The following is a 14,385-nucleotide window of genomic DNA, read 5'->3' as shown; positions in this document are numbered from 1 at the left end:
TTTTCTAAGGCTTAATCTCTTTGTATAATGTATATGGTTGGCCTTTTATGAAGATCTATTTCTTCTTTTTTCCATTCTTCAACCGTTTTGGTAGCAATAAATTCGGTAGTTAATGTGATGTCGCATGCAATACATAGTCTGGTATTGGTATTTAGTATGGTTTTGAGATCAGAAAACATTTTGTCATTTCGATAAGGGGTCTCAATAAATATCTGTGCTTGATTTTTTTCTAAAGAGATTTTCTCCAGATGCTTTATGTTTGACTTTCTTTCGTTTTTATCGATGGGGAGATAGCCGTTAAAGGTGAAGTTTTGACCATTCATTCCGCTACTCATCATGGCTAGTAGTATCGATGATGGTCCTACAAGAGGTGTTACTGGTATTCCTTTTTCGTGAGCTATTTTAACAACTTCTGCTCCAGGATCAGCAATTCCGGGGCATCCGGCATCAGATAATAAACCGATAGATTCCCCATTAAGGCAAGGTGTGAGATAGCTTGGTATCTCTGAGATATCCGTGTATTTGTTAACAGTATGTATAACAATAGATCGTTGAGACTTGCTGGGGCTTACCTTTTTTATAAATCGTCGTGCAGGTTTTTCGTTTTCTACGATATAGTGATTTACTTGCTCTAATACCTTTTTAATGGATATAGGAAGTACTTCTAAAGGGACATCATCTCCTAATCGTGTTGGGATTAGGTATAATTTTCCTTTGGGATCTAGGGGTTTAAATTCCATAGGTTATTTTAACTGGTTTTTTAAAGACCTTTTTGTTGATAGTGTTGTTGTAATGTGTATCTGTATTTTGTGAATTATCAATAAATTAATCTTTAAGGTTTAAGAACGTTTATGCCCTTGGTAGGGTGTATACTAAAATAGTATTATTTTTTTTATTGTTATCTATTGTAACGCTATTATTTGTGATGATAGTATATAGCGGCGGGAAATGATATTGATGTTAGCCACGTTGTTTGGTTATTGTTGTGTCTTATGAGTGATTAGAATCTTTGAGTTTTGTGACGATATTGTCGCATGCTTTGTCAAGCATTTGAAAGACTTCTTCAAAACCTTGCTCACCTCCGTAATATGGGTCGGGAACATCAAGATCGCTATTGGGATGTGATTCGTTTAAGATGCGCTTCACTTTATTTTTTTCATGATCATTGCTGGCTAGATTAATTATGTTTTGATAATTAGAGCTATCCATAGCGTATATGTGGTCGTATGTTGTGAAATCACTAATTTTAAATTGGGCAGCTCTTTGGTCTGTGATGTCAATATCATATTGTTTTGCAATATCAATAGAGCGTTGATCAGGCTTGCTTCCGATGTGGTAACTACTGGTTCCGCAAGATGCTACGTTATAAAAACGTGAGTCGAGTTTAGATTTTAAAATACCTTCTGCTAAAGGGGATCTGCATATATTACCTAAACATACCATTAGAATTTTAACTTTCATGTAGTTTGTTTTGTTGTTTTAGATGTGGTATATGTTTTTCTCTAATAATGTAATTAGATTATTAGTGTTGATCTGTTTATAAACAATGTAACATTATAGTGTGAGCTTCTTTCCTAAATCTTCTACGTATTTTCTAAATTGCTTGTCTGTAGATGATAGGTTGTCTACTGTTTTGCAGGCATGTAGGACAGTAGCGTGATCTCTTTTTCCTATTTGTGTACCAATACTGGCTAAAGAGGCTTTGGTTAGTTTTTTGGCAAAAAACATAGCTAGTTGTCTTGCTTGCACAATATGACGTTTTCGAGTCTTTGATTGTAGTGTTTCTACATCCATTTGGAAATAATCACTTACTACCTTTTGGATGTAATCAATAGATACCTCGCGTTTTGTGTTTTTAACATAGTTGTCTACTATGGCTTTGGCAAGGTCTATTGTGATGTCTTTTTTGTTAAAAGAAGAATGAGCTATTAATGATATAATTGCGCCTTCTAATTCTCGAATATTGGTTTTAATATTGTTTGCTAGAAATTCAACTATTTCTTCAGGCATTTCTACGCCGTCACGATACAGTTTGTTTTTAATAATCGAAATTCTGGTTTCGAAATCAGGTTGATGTAATTCTGCAGATAATCCCCATTTAAAACGAGAAAGTAATCGTTGTTCTATATCCTGCATATCTACAGGAGCTTTGTCACTTGTTAGAATTACTTGCTTTCCGTTTTGGTGTAAATGGTTGAAAATATGAAAGAATACATCTTGAGTTCCTGCTTTACCAGATAATAGTTGAATGTCATCAACAATCAAAACATCGATAATCTGATAAAAATGAATAAAATCGTTTCTGTTATTCTTTTTTACAGATTCTATATATTGCTGTGTGAATTTTTCGGCAGAAATATATAGGACTGTTTTTTCTGGATAATTGTCTTTTATGTTAACACCGATGGCATGAGCCAGGTGTGTTTTTCCTAAACCAACTCCTCCAAAAATAAGTAAAGGGTTAAAAGAGGTGCCTCCAGGTTTATTGGCTACAGCCATACCTGCAGAACGAGCTAATCGGTTAGAGTCTCCTTCTAAGAAATTTTCAAAATTATAACTTGGATTTAATTGAGATTCTATTTTTACATTTCGTATTCCGGGAATAACGAATGGATTTTTTAACTCGGGATTTTTACTTTTAATAGGGACGTCAACTTCTTGTGAGTTAACAGGAGTTCGGTTAGAACTTGGGATTTTTTCGGTAAATGGCTTTTTATTGCCATACGTGTTTTCCATTTTGATAACATAAACTAACTTAGCACCTTCTCCTAATTCTCGGGTTAAGGATACTTTAAGTAGATTTACGTAATGTTCTTCTAGCCACTCATAAAAAAATTTACTAGGAACCTGAATACTGAGAGCGCTATCCGTAAGCTTTACAGCTTTGATTGGTTCAAACCAAGTTTTAAAAGCTTGAGGTGTAATATTGTCTTCTATGAAAGACAAACAACTATCCCAAACTGATTGCGCGGTTACATTCATTCTTGTGGTCAGGTTTACTTTTTGTTATATTAAGGTACTAAAAAGAAATTGCTGAAAAACTCCTTACTGTTTTTGCATGACAAATATGTGAACAAAAAATGTAAAAAAAAAACGATTTAGGGGTTGAATATTAATTATTTTTTTTGCATAATTTGATATCACTACTTTTTAATTTAACTAAATAACCCCTTATTTTTAAAATATGCTAATCACTTCAGAAACTTTACTAAAGGTGCGATACTCTGAAACCGATCAGATGGGTGTAGTATATCATGGTAACTACGCGCAGTATTTAGAATTGGCACGAATTGATTGGTTATCCCGATTAGGGGTCTCATATAAATCAATGGAAGAAAATGGCGTTATGCTTCCTGTGTTTACATTAGACTTTAAATTTAAGAAATCTGCCTTTTTCGACGATGAATTAATTGTTAAAACTTCGCTGAAGAAAATTCCTACAGCAAAAATCGTTTTCGATTTTGAGATTTTTAATAAAAATAATGAATTACTAACAACAGCATCTACAACTTTAGTCTTTGTTGATAGTAAAACAAGAAAGCCTATTCCATGTCCCTCTTACTTGCTTGAAAAAATAAAAAACTATTAACCTTGTGTTTTTCTAATTTCTATACCATACAACGGGGAAAAAACATCTTTTATTTTATCTGCAAACTTTTTTCTTACCGAAATATGAATTTTACAATTCAATTTATGATCTTGTTTCGTGATTTTTAAAGTATGTTCTTTAATAATCCTCATCACTTTATTCATGTCTTTATATTCGAAAATAAGTACAAAATCAATATTAATTGTTTTTTCGACTATATCTGAAGCTTCAAGTGCTAATTGAGCAGCAGTTCTATAGGCACTAATTAATCCGCCAACTCCCAATTTGACACCTCCAAAATAACGCACTACAACAATTAGTATATAAGTAACATCAAAAGATAGGATCTGACCATAGATGGGTTGGCCCGCAGAATTAGAAGGTTCGCCATCATCATTAATACGGTATGTGGCAGGTTCGGTCCCTATTTTCCATGCATAACACCAATGTCGGGCAGCGTGATGTTTCTTTTTAAGATCAGCAATAATATGTTTGGCATCCTCTTCTGTAGTAATAGGAAATGTATATCCAAAAAACTTGCTATTCCTATCTTTAAAAAGAGCTTCCTCTCCAGGAGTGTTAATTGTTTTATATGTGTCTTTTATTTCCAATGAATATATGCTATATAGAAAAGGCAACTAAGATAATGCTAATAATCGCCAGAATAATACCTATCCAGTTTTTAAAGGTTAATTTTTCTTGAAAAAACAGAATCCCTGCGAGAGTTGAAACCAAAAGTATAGCTACATTATTAATAGTAAATACTGTAGAGCTATCCATACTGTCATGGCGTAATGCCTGAATCAGAAAATAAATCGAAAAGTAATTAGGAACACCTAATACAATTCCTGCAATAATGTTTTTAAATGCAATTTTAAATGTTCCTGTTATTGCTTTAGATGCTAGTGTGATAATTCCAACAATGGCAGCAAATCCAAAAACGGTAGCAGAAAAAACCGGAATATCATTTTTAGCCACATAATGTGTTTCTAAAAATTTAATGCTGGTATCAATAACTCCACTTCCGATAAAAACCAGTAATGGAAAAATAAGATTCTTTTTTGTAATAGGAATTCCTCCGGTAGTTTTGATCGAAGTGAGATAAACCGCGATAAGTGCAATTAGAATTCCTACAATTTTTATGATACCTGTGCTTTCTTGGTAGGCAATAATCCCAACAATAATGGGGATTACTAAGCTCATTTTGGTAGCTACAGCAGCCACAGAAAGACCATTTCTTTGTGTAGTAATTGCCATAAGATTAAATACAGATATAAATATTACCCCCAGGATCATTGCTCCAAAAAACCATCCTTTTTCAGATACAGAAGGTAAATCTATTGGTTCTGAATATGCTATAATTCCTGAAACACAAGCCACTATATAATTAACAACAATTGCCTGAAGTGTATCTACATGGTATTTAGCAAACAACTTGAAGATAATAAAAATCAGAGTAGATGCTAATACACTTAGAGCTAAATAGATCAAAATAAATCAGATTTTATGGTAAATAAATCTGCAACATCTTCGGTTACAGGGTTGTTGTTCCAGGTGTGCATTCCCAATGCAGCAGCAGTGTCTGTATTGTCCTTTGTATCATCAATAAAAAGTGTTTCACTTGGGTTTAATTGATGTTGTTCTAGAACAAATTCAAAAATATAAGGTTCTGGCTTTCGTAAATTGATTTCGTGAGAAAGGTAAAAAGCATCAAAACATGATTTGAAAGCAGGGAAAAAGCTAATATGTTCCTTAATCCAATTAATATGCAATTCATTATTATTACTAAGTAAGATCAACTTGTAACGTTGTTCTGAAGCTAGTTTCTGAATAAATTCTAGACGATGTTTAGGAAAATCCTGTAAAAGAGCATTCCATGCATAGATAAGTTGCTTTTCTGAAGCTTCTGGAATATACTTTTGAAGATTTTCTATAAGTTCTTTCGTAGTAATTTTGCCTGCTTCATACAAGATATTAAGCTCTCGTAATTCTGTAGTAAGCTTTTCGTTGTTAAGGTTATATAATTCTCTTTCTGTTGCGGACTTGTCTAAATTAAGAAAGACGTCTCCAAAATCAAAAATTATAGTTTTAATCATTTTGATATGTCTTTAGGGTGTCTGTCATGATTTTTTGTTCAGAAATTAGATTTCCATTTTGTGTAGGTGCCTTTATTCCGGTTCCAAAAGTAATATTTCCTTCAAAAACCCTCGCCTCATCCCAGAGGTTTTTATCAATAAAAGATTGTATTGTATAGGAGCCTCCTTCTATGATCACTGATTGGATGTTGTGTCTATAGAGAATGTTGCATATTTCCTTGGCAAGATTCTCTTGTGAATCGACAACTTCATAAATAAGAGTATTGTTATTGTCTTTTTTTAACTTTTCTGAAGTAATCACTATGGTCTTTACTGATTGATCCAGCACGGCAGAATCTTTAGGGATTTTCCCTGATCTGTTAATGACAACTCTAGTAGGGTGATGTTGACCACCCCAATCTCTGATAGTAAGTTTAGGGTTGTCTTTTATAACGGTTTGACTACCGACCAAAATAGCTTGTTCTTCTGCTCGCCATTTGTGTACAATTTGCCTGGAATATGTATTTGTAATCCAGACAGGCTCTCTTTTGTTAGTAGAAACCGGTGCAATATAACCATCTGTAGTTTCTGCCCATTTTAGAATGATATATGGTCGTTTTTTGTTATGAAAAGTAAAAAACCTTTTGTTTAATGCTAAGCATTCATTTTCTAGAACCCCAACAATTACATCACAACCAGCATTCATTAACTTTTGAATTCCTGCACCCGATACTTTTGCAAAAGTATCTATTGTGCCGATAACTACCTTTTTGATTCCTTTTTCGGCAATAAGATCACTACAAGGAGGTGTTTTTCCAAAATGACTACAAGGTTCAAGGCTAACATAGATGGTAGCGTCTTTTAAAAGAGAGTGATCTTTTACCGAAGCAATAGCATTTACTTCGGCATGAGGTTTACCCGATTGATAATGCCACCCTTCACCAATGATACTATCATTATGCACAATTACACTACCTACCAAAGGGTTGGAATAGGTTGTTCCTAGTCCGTTTTTGGCAAGCTGTATGCAGCGTTTTATGTATTTTTCGTGTGTTTTCACTTTTGCAAATAGCAAAAATAAGTAAAACTATGTGTTTTATGTGGTATTGTAGACCTGTAGTATTGATTAATTATCTTTTTAGTTCAAACACATACTTGATAACACCTTTTTTTTGATCCTTCTTAGGATTCCATTTGATATGAATTATTTGAGTTTCCTTAGAAGGGAAGATTTTTTCATTAACACCATGTATAGCTATAAAAACAACACATTTAGAAAAATAGCCTTTCTCTACATTCTCGTCAACCGAAGATATTTTGAGTACAATTTCATTGGTGCCGCTTTTAATAAGTTTTTGAGCTTTATTGTTGCTTACCTGGCTTGCCGATTTTTCAAATTCATGTAATTTTTTGCCATTTAAATAAATTTTTCCTTCTACGCCTTCAGTTGTTTTGGCTTCGAGTTGATAATATTTAAATGGTTCTGTTTTTATTGGGGTGATTTCAATAATTTCGGATGTATTCTGAGTTTGACTAAAAGAGTTTGTAACTGGAAAAAAAATTACAATCAAAATAAAGTTTTTAATCTGCTTAATCATTTTATTTTCAAGATTAATTAATATGAGACTTGATGGGATTCGGTTTATGATAGTGCAATTGTCAAGAAAGAAACTGCGTTTAAGAATATTGAACGTGTAGCACAAATATAGTTACTTGATATAGGTTTGGAATCCCTGTTTTCAGTGAAAAACCACCAAATCATGTTGTGTAGAATTGTTGTTTTTATTTTAATCTTACCTTTTGTTGTTTATCAATTGTATAAGGATAAGAAAAATTTCCAAAATGATATCGAATTACGCCTTTATATTGTATGTCAAGCGAATCACTTTGAATTACTTTTAGTACACTGTCAAGTATGTTGCTTTTATTTTTTTTATAGACTTTAGAAAGTGAAAAAGTTCCTTCGAGCGGAATGGTGAATTCATTTTTTGAAGGAACATCGAACTCTTGAGAAGAGAGTGCTCCGACATCTATGTTATCAACAAAAATGTGTATGCTGTCTATAGAAAGCTTTCCTTTTATGTGATTTGGATTATTAAAAATGGCATCTGCTTTAAGTGTTATATTGCGCATACTGACATTTTTAACCTCGATATTATCGATATATTTAAATTCTGGTTTTTTAGAAATAGAACAACTGGTAATGCCTATAAGTAATGTTGATAATAATAGAAACTTATTCATTGATTCCTTGTTAGATTTAACGTATATTTCAATACCTTTTAAGAAGCTAATTTTTTAGTTAAATGAAGATTAGAAGAATCTTCTTGGTGATACCACAAAAATAGTATTTTAAAAATAATGAATGATATAAAAATACGAGCAATACAGTCAAAAGATAATAAAGTAATTGCCTCGGTAATACGAGAAGTCTTAATAGAAATGGGAGTGCCTAAGGTAGGTACTGCTTATGAGGATAAGTCTTTGGATAGTATGTATGAAACTTATAACTATTCAAGAATGAAGTATTACGTAGTCGAAGAAGAGGGGAGAATCATTGGCGGGGCAGGTATTGCTCCATTAGAGGGAGAAGTTATTAAAGATATTTGCGAGTTGCAAAAAATGTATTTCTTACCACAGGCGAGAGGCAAAGGAGTTGGGTATGCCATGATAAATAAATGTCTCGATTTTGCGAAAGAACAAGGGTATGCCAAATGTTATTTGGAAACAATGCCTTATATGGAGTCTGCCAGGAAATTATACAAAAAAGTAGGCTTTATCCCTTTGGAAGAGCCGATTGGAGATACCGGGCATTATAGTTGCCAAGCATGGATGATAAAAGATCTATAATCTAAAAATAAACTTCAAATTGAAGATAAAAGACCTTAGAGTTAGTTTTACAAATTCTTTATCCGGGATCTATGATTCTGAAGAAATATTGTCTTTTTTTTATATGCTTTCCGAAGAGATTTTAGGACTTAAAAGAGTAGATGTTGCTATGTGTCTTGATAAAATACTCACTGTTAGTGAAAAAGCGAATTTTGATAACGCTATAAAACGACTCGAAAAACAAGAACCTATTCAATACATAATTGGTGAGACCTATTTTTTTGGAATACCATTTATGGTTAATGAACATGTATTGATTCCGAGACCAGAAACCGAAGAGTTGGTAGATTGGATTTTGAAAGATCAAAAAAAGGAGAAACAATCAATAACAATACTAGATGTTGGTACAGGAAGTGGTTGTATAGCTATTTCTTTAGCAAAAAAAATACCTGAAGCCAAAGTATATGCGATAGACATATCAGAAAAAGCCATACAGGTGGCCAAAGAAAATACCAGGAAAAACCAGGTAGATGTCACATTTATTAAAACAGATGTTCTGGAAATCGAAGATCTATTTAGAGATTTTGATATCATAGTTTCTAACCCGCCTTATGTACGAGAGCTAGAGAAAAAAGAAATGAAATCTAATGTGCTTGATAATGAACCACAGCAGGCTTTGTTTGTTTCTGATGATGAGCCTTTACTCTTTTATAAGAAGATTACAGATCTGGCTAAGAGAAAATTGAGAGAAAATGGTAGTTTATATTTTGAAATTAATCAATACCTGGGTATAGAAACCAAGAGTATGATCGAGAGCAAAGGATTTAAATCTGTAGAAGTACGTAAGGATATATATGGTAATGAACGTATGATAAGAGCTCGTTTAAATTAAAATCTATTACTATGAACAGTCTGAATTCAATTTGTGTATTTTGTGGAAGCAGTGAGGGGAATGATACCAGGGTTATTGCCGAGGCATTATTATTAGGAGAAAAACTAGCAGAACAAAAAATTACTCTGGTGTATGGTGCTGCAAAAATTGGGATAATGGGGAAGGTTGCCCAGGGAGTGATGCAGCAAAAAGGAAAAGTGATAGGAGTGATTCCAGAATTTTTAAAGCGGAAAGAAGTAGTACATCAGGGATTATATAAACTAATTACTACGGTTAATATGCACGAGCGAAAGATGAAAATGCAAGAGCTTAGTGATGGTTTTATTACATTACCGGGAGGGTTTGGGACATTAGAAGAATTGTTTGAAATTATAACATGGTCTCAGTTAGGTTTGCACCAAAAACCAATTGGACTTTTAAATACCGGAGGGTTTTATAATGACCTGTTAGCTTTGTTAGAAAACATGGTGCGAAGAGGGTTTTTAAAAATGGAAAATTATGAGTTGCTCCTTGTTGATGATGATATAGATAGGTTATTAGGGAAAATGAGGGCCTTTAAGCCGATACAAGTGCCAAAATGGTTAAAACCAGAGAGAACATGATATTCATAAAAGCTAAATGAAAACGAAACCATTTATAACAACATTAAAAAACAATAAAGAATAATTGTCTTAATCATTAAACCTGCCGATACGGTGGGTATTCTGTCTGACCATTAAAAAACAAGACATATAAGTACCAATGAATACAGAACAACACATCAATCAATTAAGGGAAGAACTAAGGCAGCATAATTATAACTACTACGTACTGGATGCTGCTGTAATAAGTGATTATGAGTTTGATATGAAGCTCAAAACACTACAGGAATTAGAAGAAAAACACCCAGAGTATTACGATCCTAATTCTCCAACACTTAGGGTTGGGGGCGAAGTAACCAAGAATTTTGAAACGGTAGTTCATGAGCATCGAATGTATTCTCTGGATAATTCATATTCAAAGGAAGATTTATTAGATTGGGAAAAACGTATTAAAAAGTTGGTTGATGGTGAGGTTAGTTATACCTGCGAACTTAAGTATGATGGAGCATCTATAAGTCTTACTTATGAAGATGGAGTGTTGGTAAAGGCGGTAACCAGAGGAGATGGTATTCAGGGAGATAATGTTACGACAAATGTAAAAACTATTAACTCTGTACCCCTAAAACTGAAAGATGGTTTTCCTCCAAAATTTGATATTCGGGGAGAGATTATTTTGCCTTATGAAGGTTTTGCAAAAATGAATGAAGAACGAATAGCAGCAGGAGAAGACCCTTATGCTAATCCTCGAAATACAGCTTCTGGTAGTTTAAAATTACAGGATAGTAGCGAAACAGCTAAGCGACCACTAGATTGTTTGTTATATAGTATTATAGGGAATAGGTTAGGAATTGTAACTCAATTTGAAAGTTTAGAAAAGGCTAGAGAATGGGGATTTAAGGTTCCTGTAGAATCCAAATTGGTACATTCGATCGATGAGGTATTAGATTTTGTAACATACTGGGATGAGCATCGTCATAATTTACCATATGAAACAGATGGAGTGGTGATTAAGGTAAATGATCTTCAGCAACAAGAAGAACTGGGGTTTACAGCCAAAGCTCCTCGATGGGCTATGGCTTATAAATTTAAAGCCGAGCAGGTTTTTACAACCCTTCATGAAATTACATATCAGGTAGGTAGAACGGGGGCAATTACGCCGGTAGCTAACCTCGAACCCGTATTGCTTGCAGGAACTACAGTAAAAAGAGCTTCTTTGCATAATGCCGACCAGATTGAGAAATTGGATATACGTGTTGGAGATACGGTTTTTGTTGAAAAAGGAGGGGAGATTATTCCAAAAATAATAGCAGTCGATTTTCAAAAAAGAGACAACAATTCGCAACCAACAGTATATATAACACAGTGCCCAGAATGTCATACCGATCTTATACGTAAAGAAGGAGAGGCTCAGCATTATTGCCCTAATTACCAAGGGTGTCCGCCTCAGATAATTGGACGTATACAGCATTATATTTCTCGTAAAGCGATGGATATCGATGGGCTGGGAGGAGAGACCGTAGCACTGTTGGTTAATGAAAACCTGATTGTAAACTATGCAGACCTTTATGAATTAAAAAAAGAGCAAGTTGTTCCTTTAGAAAGGATGGCAGAAAAAAGTGCAGAAAACCTTATTGCCGGAATAGAAAAATCTAAAGAAATCCCTTTTGAACGTGTTTTATTTGCATTGGGAATTCGATATGTGGGAGAAACCGTAGCAAAGAAACTCGCAAAACATTATAAGTTTATTGATGCTATTATCGAAGCTTCAGAAGAAGAACTGGTAAATGTAGATGAGATAGGAATAAAGATAGCTCAAAGTGTTGTAGAGTTTTTTGCTTCAGAGGAAAATAAAAATTTAATTAACAGGTTAAAACAATACGGAGTTCAGTTAGAAATTTCTGCAGAAAAACTAGCAAATCAAACAGATACTCTACAAGGACAAACATTTGTGGTGTCAGGGGTTTTTGAAAAAGTTTCACGTAATGAACTTAAAAAAATGATAGAAGATAATGGAGGTAAAATATCTAGTTCTATTTCTTCTAAAACTTCTTTTATTGTTGCAGGTGCTAATATGGGACCCAGTAAGTTAGAAAAAGCAAAAGCACTAGAAATTCCTATTATTAGTGAAGACGAATTTCTTAGTAAAATAGCATGAAAATAAGAACTCTTATTAAGGTGTTATTGCTCATTACGGGGGGGCTTTGTGTATTGAGTACTGCTATGAACTGGCCCGACTTAGAGTTGTATATAAAGCCAACCACTGTGCCTTTGTTTTTTATGTTGTATTGGTTTAATACAAAGCGTATAAGTATTCCGTTTTTACTGGTTTTATTACTTTGTTTTCTGGGAGATATATTTCTGCTTACAGATTTTCAGCATAGTTTTATATATGTATTGTTAAGTTATGGTGTTTGTTATTTGTTGTTGTTCTATTTCTTATATAAGAATCATAAACCTATAGATTATGATGGTACAGATATCGCTTATGTGTCAATTTTCTTTGTGGTATGGTCTCTTATTGTTTATGAAATTTATGATGCAATACATGTAGGGATGGGGGATATTAAGCACTATGGGTTAGTATATTTACTAATTTTATATGTGTTGTTTATAGGAGCCGTTTTTCATTACGTAAATGTTAGGTCAACCAAGTCGTTATGGTTTTTGATTGCGGTGTTAAATTTTGTGATTAGTGATGCTTGTTTTGCATTAAACAAGTTTTATGTGTCTTCAATTGAATTTGAAATTATTAATTCTATTTACCAATTATTGGCTGTTTTTTTTCTTGTACAGTTTAAGATATCTAGTTCGACTTCTTTAAAATTAAATAAATTGTAATAGAGCATTTTCTATGACTGTTTTGAGTTGTCTCAAAATTTAGTATCTTGTGTAAGGGGAAAATTTTATGATTGTGTAACAAAGTGTCCTATAGAGAATTATATTGATTTTTTTCGGGATGCAAATTAAAATTAATGAATGGAGGAAAACTACTAAAGCTTTTAATTTCTTTTTTAATTATTATACAAGTATTAGGATGTGTGTTTCAAAATGATTTTTTAAACACATACACTAGTTTGATTCTTGTTGTATTGATAGCCACACTTTATTTTGTAAATTCTAAACGAATAAGAACGTTTAAAGTTATTGTTCTTTTGATTTTTTTTATAAAAGAGTTAGGTGTATTTTATGCTATTGATGATGTTGTGAAATTTCAGATAGAGGCGCATATTGTGGTCTATATCCTGTTATTTTATTTCTTGTATTATAATCATAAGTCATTCGTATATAATAGCAGAGATGTTTTTACATTGGTATTAGGCAGTTCTTTGTTTACCATTATATTTTTTATGGCTTACCTGGAGCTTAAAGACCCTATGGAAGAAATGCGAGTATTGGGGTTTCTTTATTTGTTACTAATTTATGTTTTACTAATTGTAGGAGCAATGCATTATATAAACATACGATCAGAAAAATCTTTATGGTTTTTTTTATCTATGTTAAATTTTGCATTTAGTGACTTTATGTTTTTAATCGATAGATTTTATCTACGATCTAAAGAGCTTAATGTTCTTATGCTAATATGCAGCCCGATTGCTCTTCTTTTTTTGGTAAACTATATGATAACTAAATCGTTAGTTCTTAAATCTGAAGAGTTCGAAGGGTTTTGATTTTAAATAACGAAACGCTAACTGTTGAACACAGAAATACATATTATCTAAATTAATTACTTTATATGAATCTTGTAATCTTCTAAAAAATTCCTTGAAAACAATAAATATTACATATCTATTAACCTATTTTGCTTTTTTGATCGTTATATGTGTAGCTATCTTTTTTGATAAATGGGTGTTGGTATATGTTAAACCAATTGTTTCTTTATCATTAATAGTTTTGTATCAAAGGTTTGTGAAAAAAACCAGTCTTCTATTTCCTTTAAGTATGCTTGTAATTGCAGCAACCGATGTTTTTGTGTATTTAGACTTTGCGAAGTATTTTTCAATTATTGCAATACTAATTGCTTTATTCTATACTTTGTGTTTGCTTTTGTTAAAGAATTTCATATCGATACAGGAAATAAAACTAAATAAATTAATATCTCTTCAGGTTATAGTTAGTGTGTTTTTGATAGGGTATCTTATTTTTTCTATTACCAGATTGGTTTTGCCCAAAATTATAAATTCTATAGAATCAGTAATATTGATCATAGTAAGTCTTCTTTTATTTGTTACAGTTTGTTTTTTTATTTATGTTGCTAATCGATACGAGAAATCAATTTATCTTTTTATAGCTTCGTGCTGTACCTTATTTGTAGATGCGTTTCTTGCAATAAATGAATTGTATTATTACAGTAGGTTATTTACTACAATGATTAATATTGTAGAAATTGCAGGGTTATACTTTTTTACTATTTTTTTTGTG

The 14,385-nt window shown here is 32.6% G+C and carries 16 protein-coding genes; 7 read left to right on the top strand and 9 right to left on the bottom strand.

Annotation, left to right across the window (positions count from 1 at the left end):
* Window positions 1-11 precede the first annotated feature (11 nt).
* From NNH57_RS07890 to dnaA, 3 genes are all read right to left on the bottom strand, one after another.
* The gene (locus NNH57_RS07890) at window positions 12-740 is read right to left on the bottom strand and encodes an SAM-dependent methyltransferase (RefSeq protein WP_074409398.1); all 729 of its coding nucleotides are present in this window, start codon (window positions 738-740) and stop codon (window positions 12-14) included.
* A gap of 250 nt (window positions 741-990) precedes the next feature.
* Window positions 991-1,461 carry a low molecular weight protein-tyrosine-phosphatase gene (locus NNH57_RS07885; RefSeq protein WP_074409397.1) on the bottom strand — a complete coding sequence of 157 codons (471 nt, stop codon included), beginning with the start codon at window positions 1,459-1,461 and terminating at the stop codon, window positions 991-993.
* Between the two features lie 93 nt (window positions 1,462-1,554).
* Window positions 1,555-2,982: a chromosomal replication initiator protein DnaA gene (gene dnaA, locus NNH57_RS07880; protein WP_025663975.1), complete on the bottom strand. Its 1,428-nt coding sequence runs from the start codon at window positions 2,980-2,982 to the stop codon at window positions 1,555-1,557.
* A 202-nt stretch (window positions 2,983-3,184) separates the two neighbouring features.
* Between dnaA and NNH57_RS07875 the strand changes: the two genes are divergently transcribed.
* Window positions 3,185-3,589, top strand: a complete 405-nt coding sequence (locus NNH57_RS07875; protein WP_074409396.1) for an acyl-CoA thioesterase — start codon at window positions 3,185-3,187, stop codon at window positions 3,587-3,589.
* Here NNH57_RS07875 and NNH57_RS07870 read toward each other — a convergent pair.
* The 6 genes from NNH57_RS07870 to NNH57_RS07845 form a co-directional block, all read right to left on the bottom strand.
* Complete coding sequence (locus tag NNH57_RS07870; protein ID WP_108809316.1) at window positions 3,586-4,200, bottom strand: IMPACT family protein; 615 nt, start codon at window positions 4,198-4,200, stop codon at window positions 3,586-3,588. The two genes, NNH57_RS07875 and NNH57_RS07870, sit on opposite strands and share 4 nt — an antisense overlap.
* 10 nt (window positions 4,201-4,210) lie before the next feature.
* On the bottom strand, window positions 4,211-5,080 hold the full coding sequence (locus NNH57_RS07865; RefSeq protein ID WP_108809317.1) for a hypothetical protein: 870 nt from the start codon (window positions 5,078-5,080) through the stop codon (window positions 4,211-4,213).
* On the bottom strand, window positions 5,077-5,685 hold the full coding sequence (locus tag NNH57_RS07860) for an HAD family hydrolase (protein ID WP_108809318.1): 609 nt from the start codon (window positions 5,683-5,685) through the stop codon (window positions 5,077-5,079). Before NNH57_RS07860 ends, NNH57_RS07865 begins: the two co-directional genes overlap by 4 nt.
* Complete coding sequence (ribD, locus tag NNH57_RS07855) at window positions 5,678-6,724, bottom strand: bifunctional diaminohydroxyphosphoribosylaminopyrimidine deaminase/5-amino-6-(5-phosphoribosylamino)uracil reductase RibD (RefSeq protein ID WP_108809319.1); 1,047 nt, start codon at window positions 6,722-6,724, stop codon at window positions 5,678-5,680. Before ribD ends, NNH57_RS07860 begins: the two co-directional genes overlap by 8 nt.
* A 70-nt stretch (window positions 6,725-6,794) precedes the next feature.
* Window positions 6,795-7,262 carry a hypothetical protein gene (locus NNH57_RS07850; RefSeq protein WP_108809320.1) on the bottom strand — a complete coding sequence of 156 codons (468 nt, stop codon included), beginning with the start codon at window positions 7,260-7,262 and terminating at the stop codon, window positions 6,795-6,797.
* Window positions 7,263-7,446: 184 nt separating this feature from the next.
* On the bottom strand, window positions 7,447-7,908 hold the full coding sequence (locus NNH57_RS07845) for a hypothetical protein (protein WP_108809321.1): 462 nt from the start codon (window positions 7,906-7,908) through the stop codon (window positions 7,447-7,449).
* Between the two features lie 117 nt (window positions 7,909-8,025).
* Here NNH57_RS07845 and NNH57_RS07840 point away from each other — a divergent pair, with 117 nt between their 5' ends.
* From NNH57_RS07840 to NNH57_RS07815, 6 genes are all read left to right on the top strand, one after another.
* Window positions 8,026-8,514 carry a GNAT family N-acetyltransferase gene (locus tag NNH57_RS07840; RefSeq protein ID WP_074409389.1) on the top strand — a complete coding sequence of 163 codons (489 nt, stop codon included), beginning with the start codon at window positions 8,026-8,028 and terminating at the stop codon, window positions 8,512-8,514.
* Window positions 8,515-8,533: 19 nt separating this feature from the next.
* Window positions 8,534-9,385, top strand: a complete 852-nt coding sequence (gene prmC, locus NNH57_RS07835; protein ID WP_074409388.1) for a peptide chain release factor N(5)-glutamine methyltransferase — start codon at window positions 8,534-8,536, stop codon at window positions 9,383-9,385.
* An 11-nt stretch (window positions 9,386-9,396) separates the two neighbouring features.
* Window positions 9,397-9,987, top strand: a complete 591-nt coding sequence (locus tag NNH57_RS07830) for an LOG family protein (RefSeq protein WP_074409387.1) — start codon at window positions 9,397-9,399, stop codon at window positions 9,985-9,987.
* Between the two features lie 139 nt (window positions 9,988-10,126).
* Window positions 10,127-12,121, top strand: coding sequence for an NAD-dependent DNA ligase LigA (gene ligA, locus NNH57_RS07825; protein ID WP_074409386.1), 1,995 nt, complete (start codon window positions 10,127-10,129; stop codon window positions 12,119-12,121).
* Window positions 12,118-12,804, top strand: a complete 687-nt coding sequence (locus NNH57_RS07820; RefSeq protein ID WP_108809322.1) for a lysoplasmalogenase family protein — start codon at window positions 12,118-12,120, stop codon at window positions 12,802-12,804. The genes ligA and NNH57_RS07820 overlap by 4 nt, the downstream gene beginning before the upstream one ends.
* A gap of 134 nt (window positions 12,805-12,938) precedes the next feature.
* Window positions 12,939-13,634: a lysoplasmalogenase family protein gene (locus NNH57_RS07815; RefSeq protein ID WP_108809323.1), complete on the top strand. Its 696-nt coding sequence runs from the start codon at window positions 12,939-12,941 to the stop codon at window positions 13,632-13,634.
* Window positions 13,635-14,385: the final 751 nt, after the last annotated feature.

Source organism: Aquimarina spinulae, assembly GCF_943373825.1.
In the GTDB taxonomy this organism is placed as follows: domain Bacteria; phylum Bacteroidota; class Bacteroidia; order Flavobacteriales; family Flavobacteriaceae; genus Aquimarina; species Aquimarina spinulae.
The sequence above is the reverse complement of the archived record's forward strand: the minus strand, read 5'-3'. Positions and strand labels throughout refer to the sequence as shown.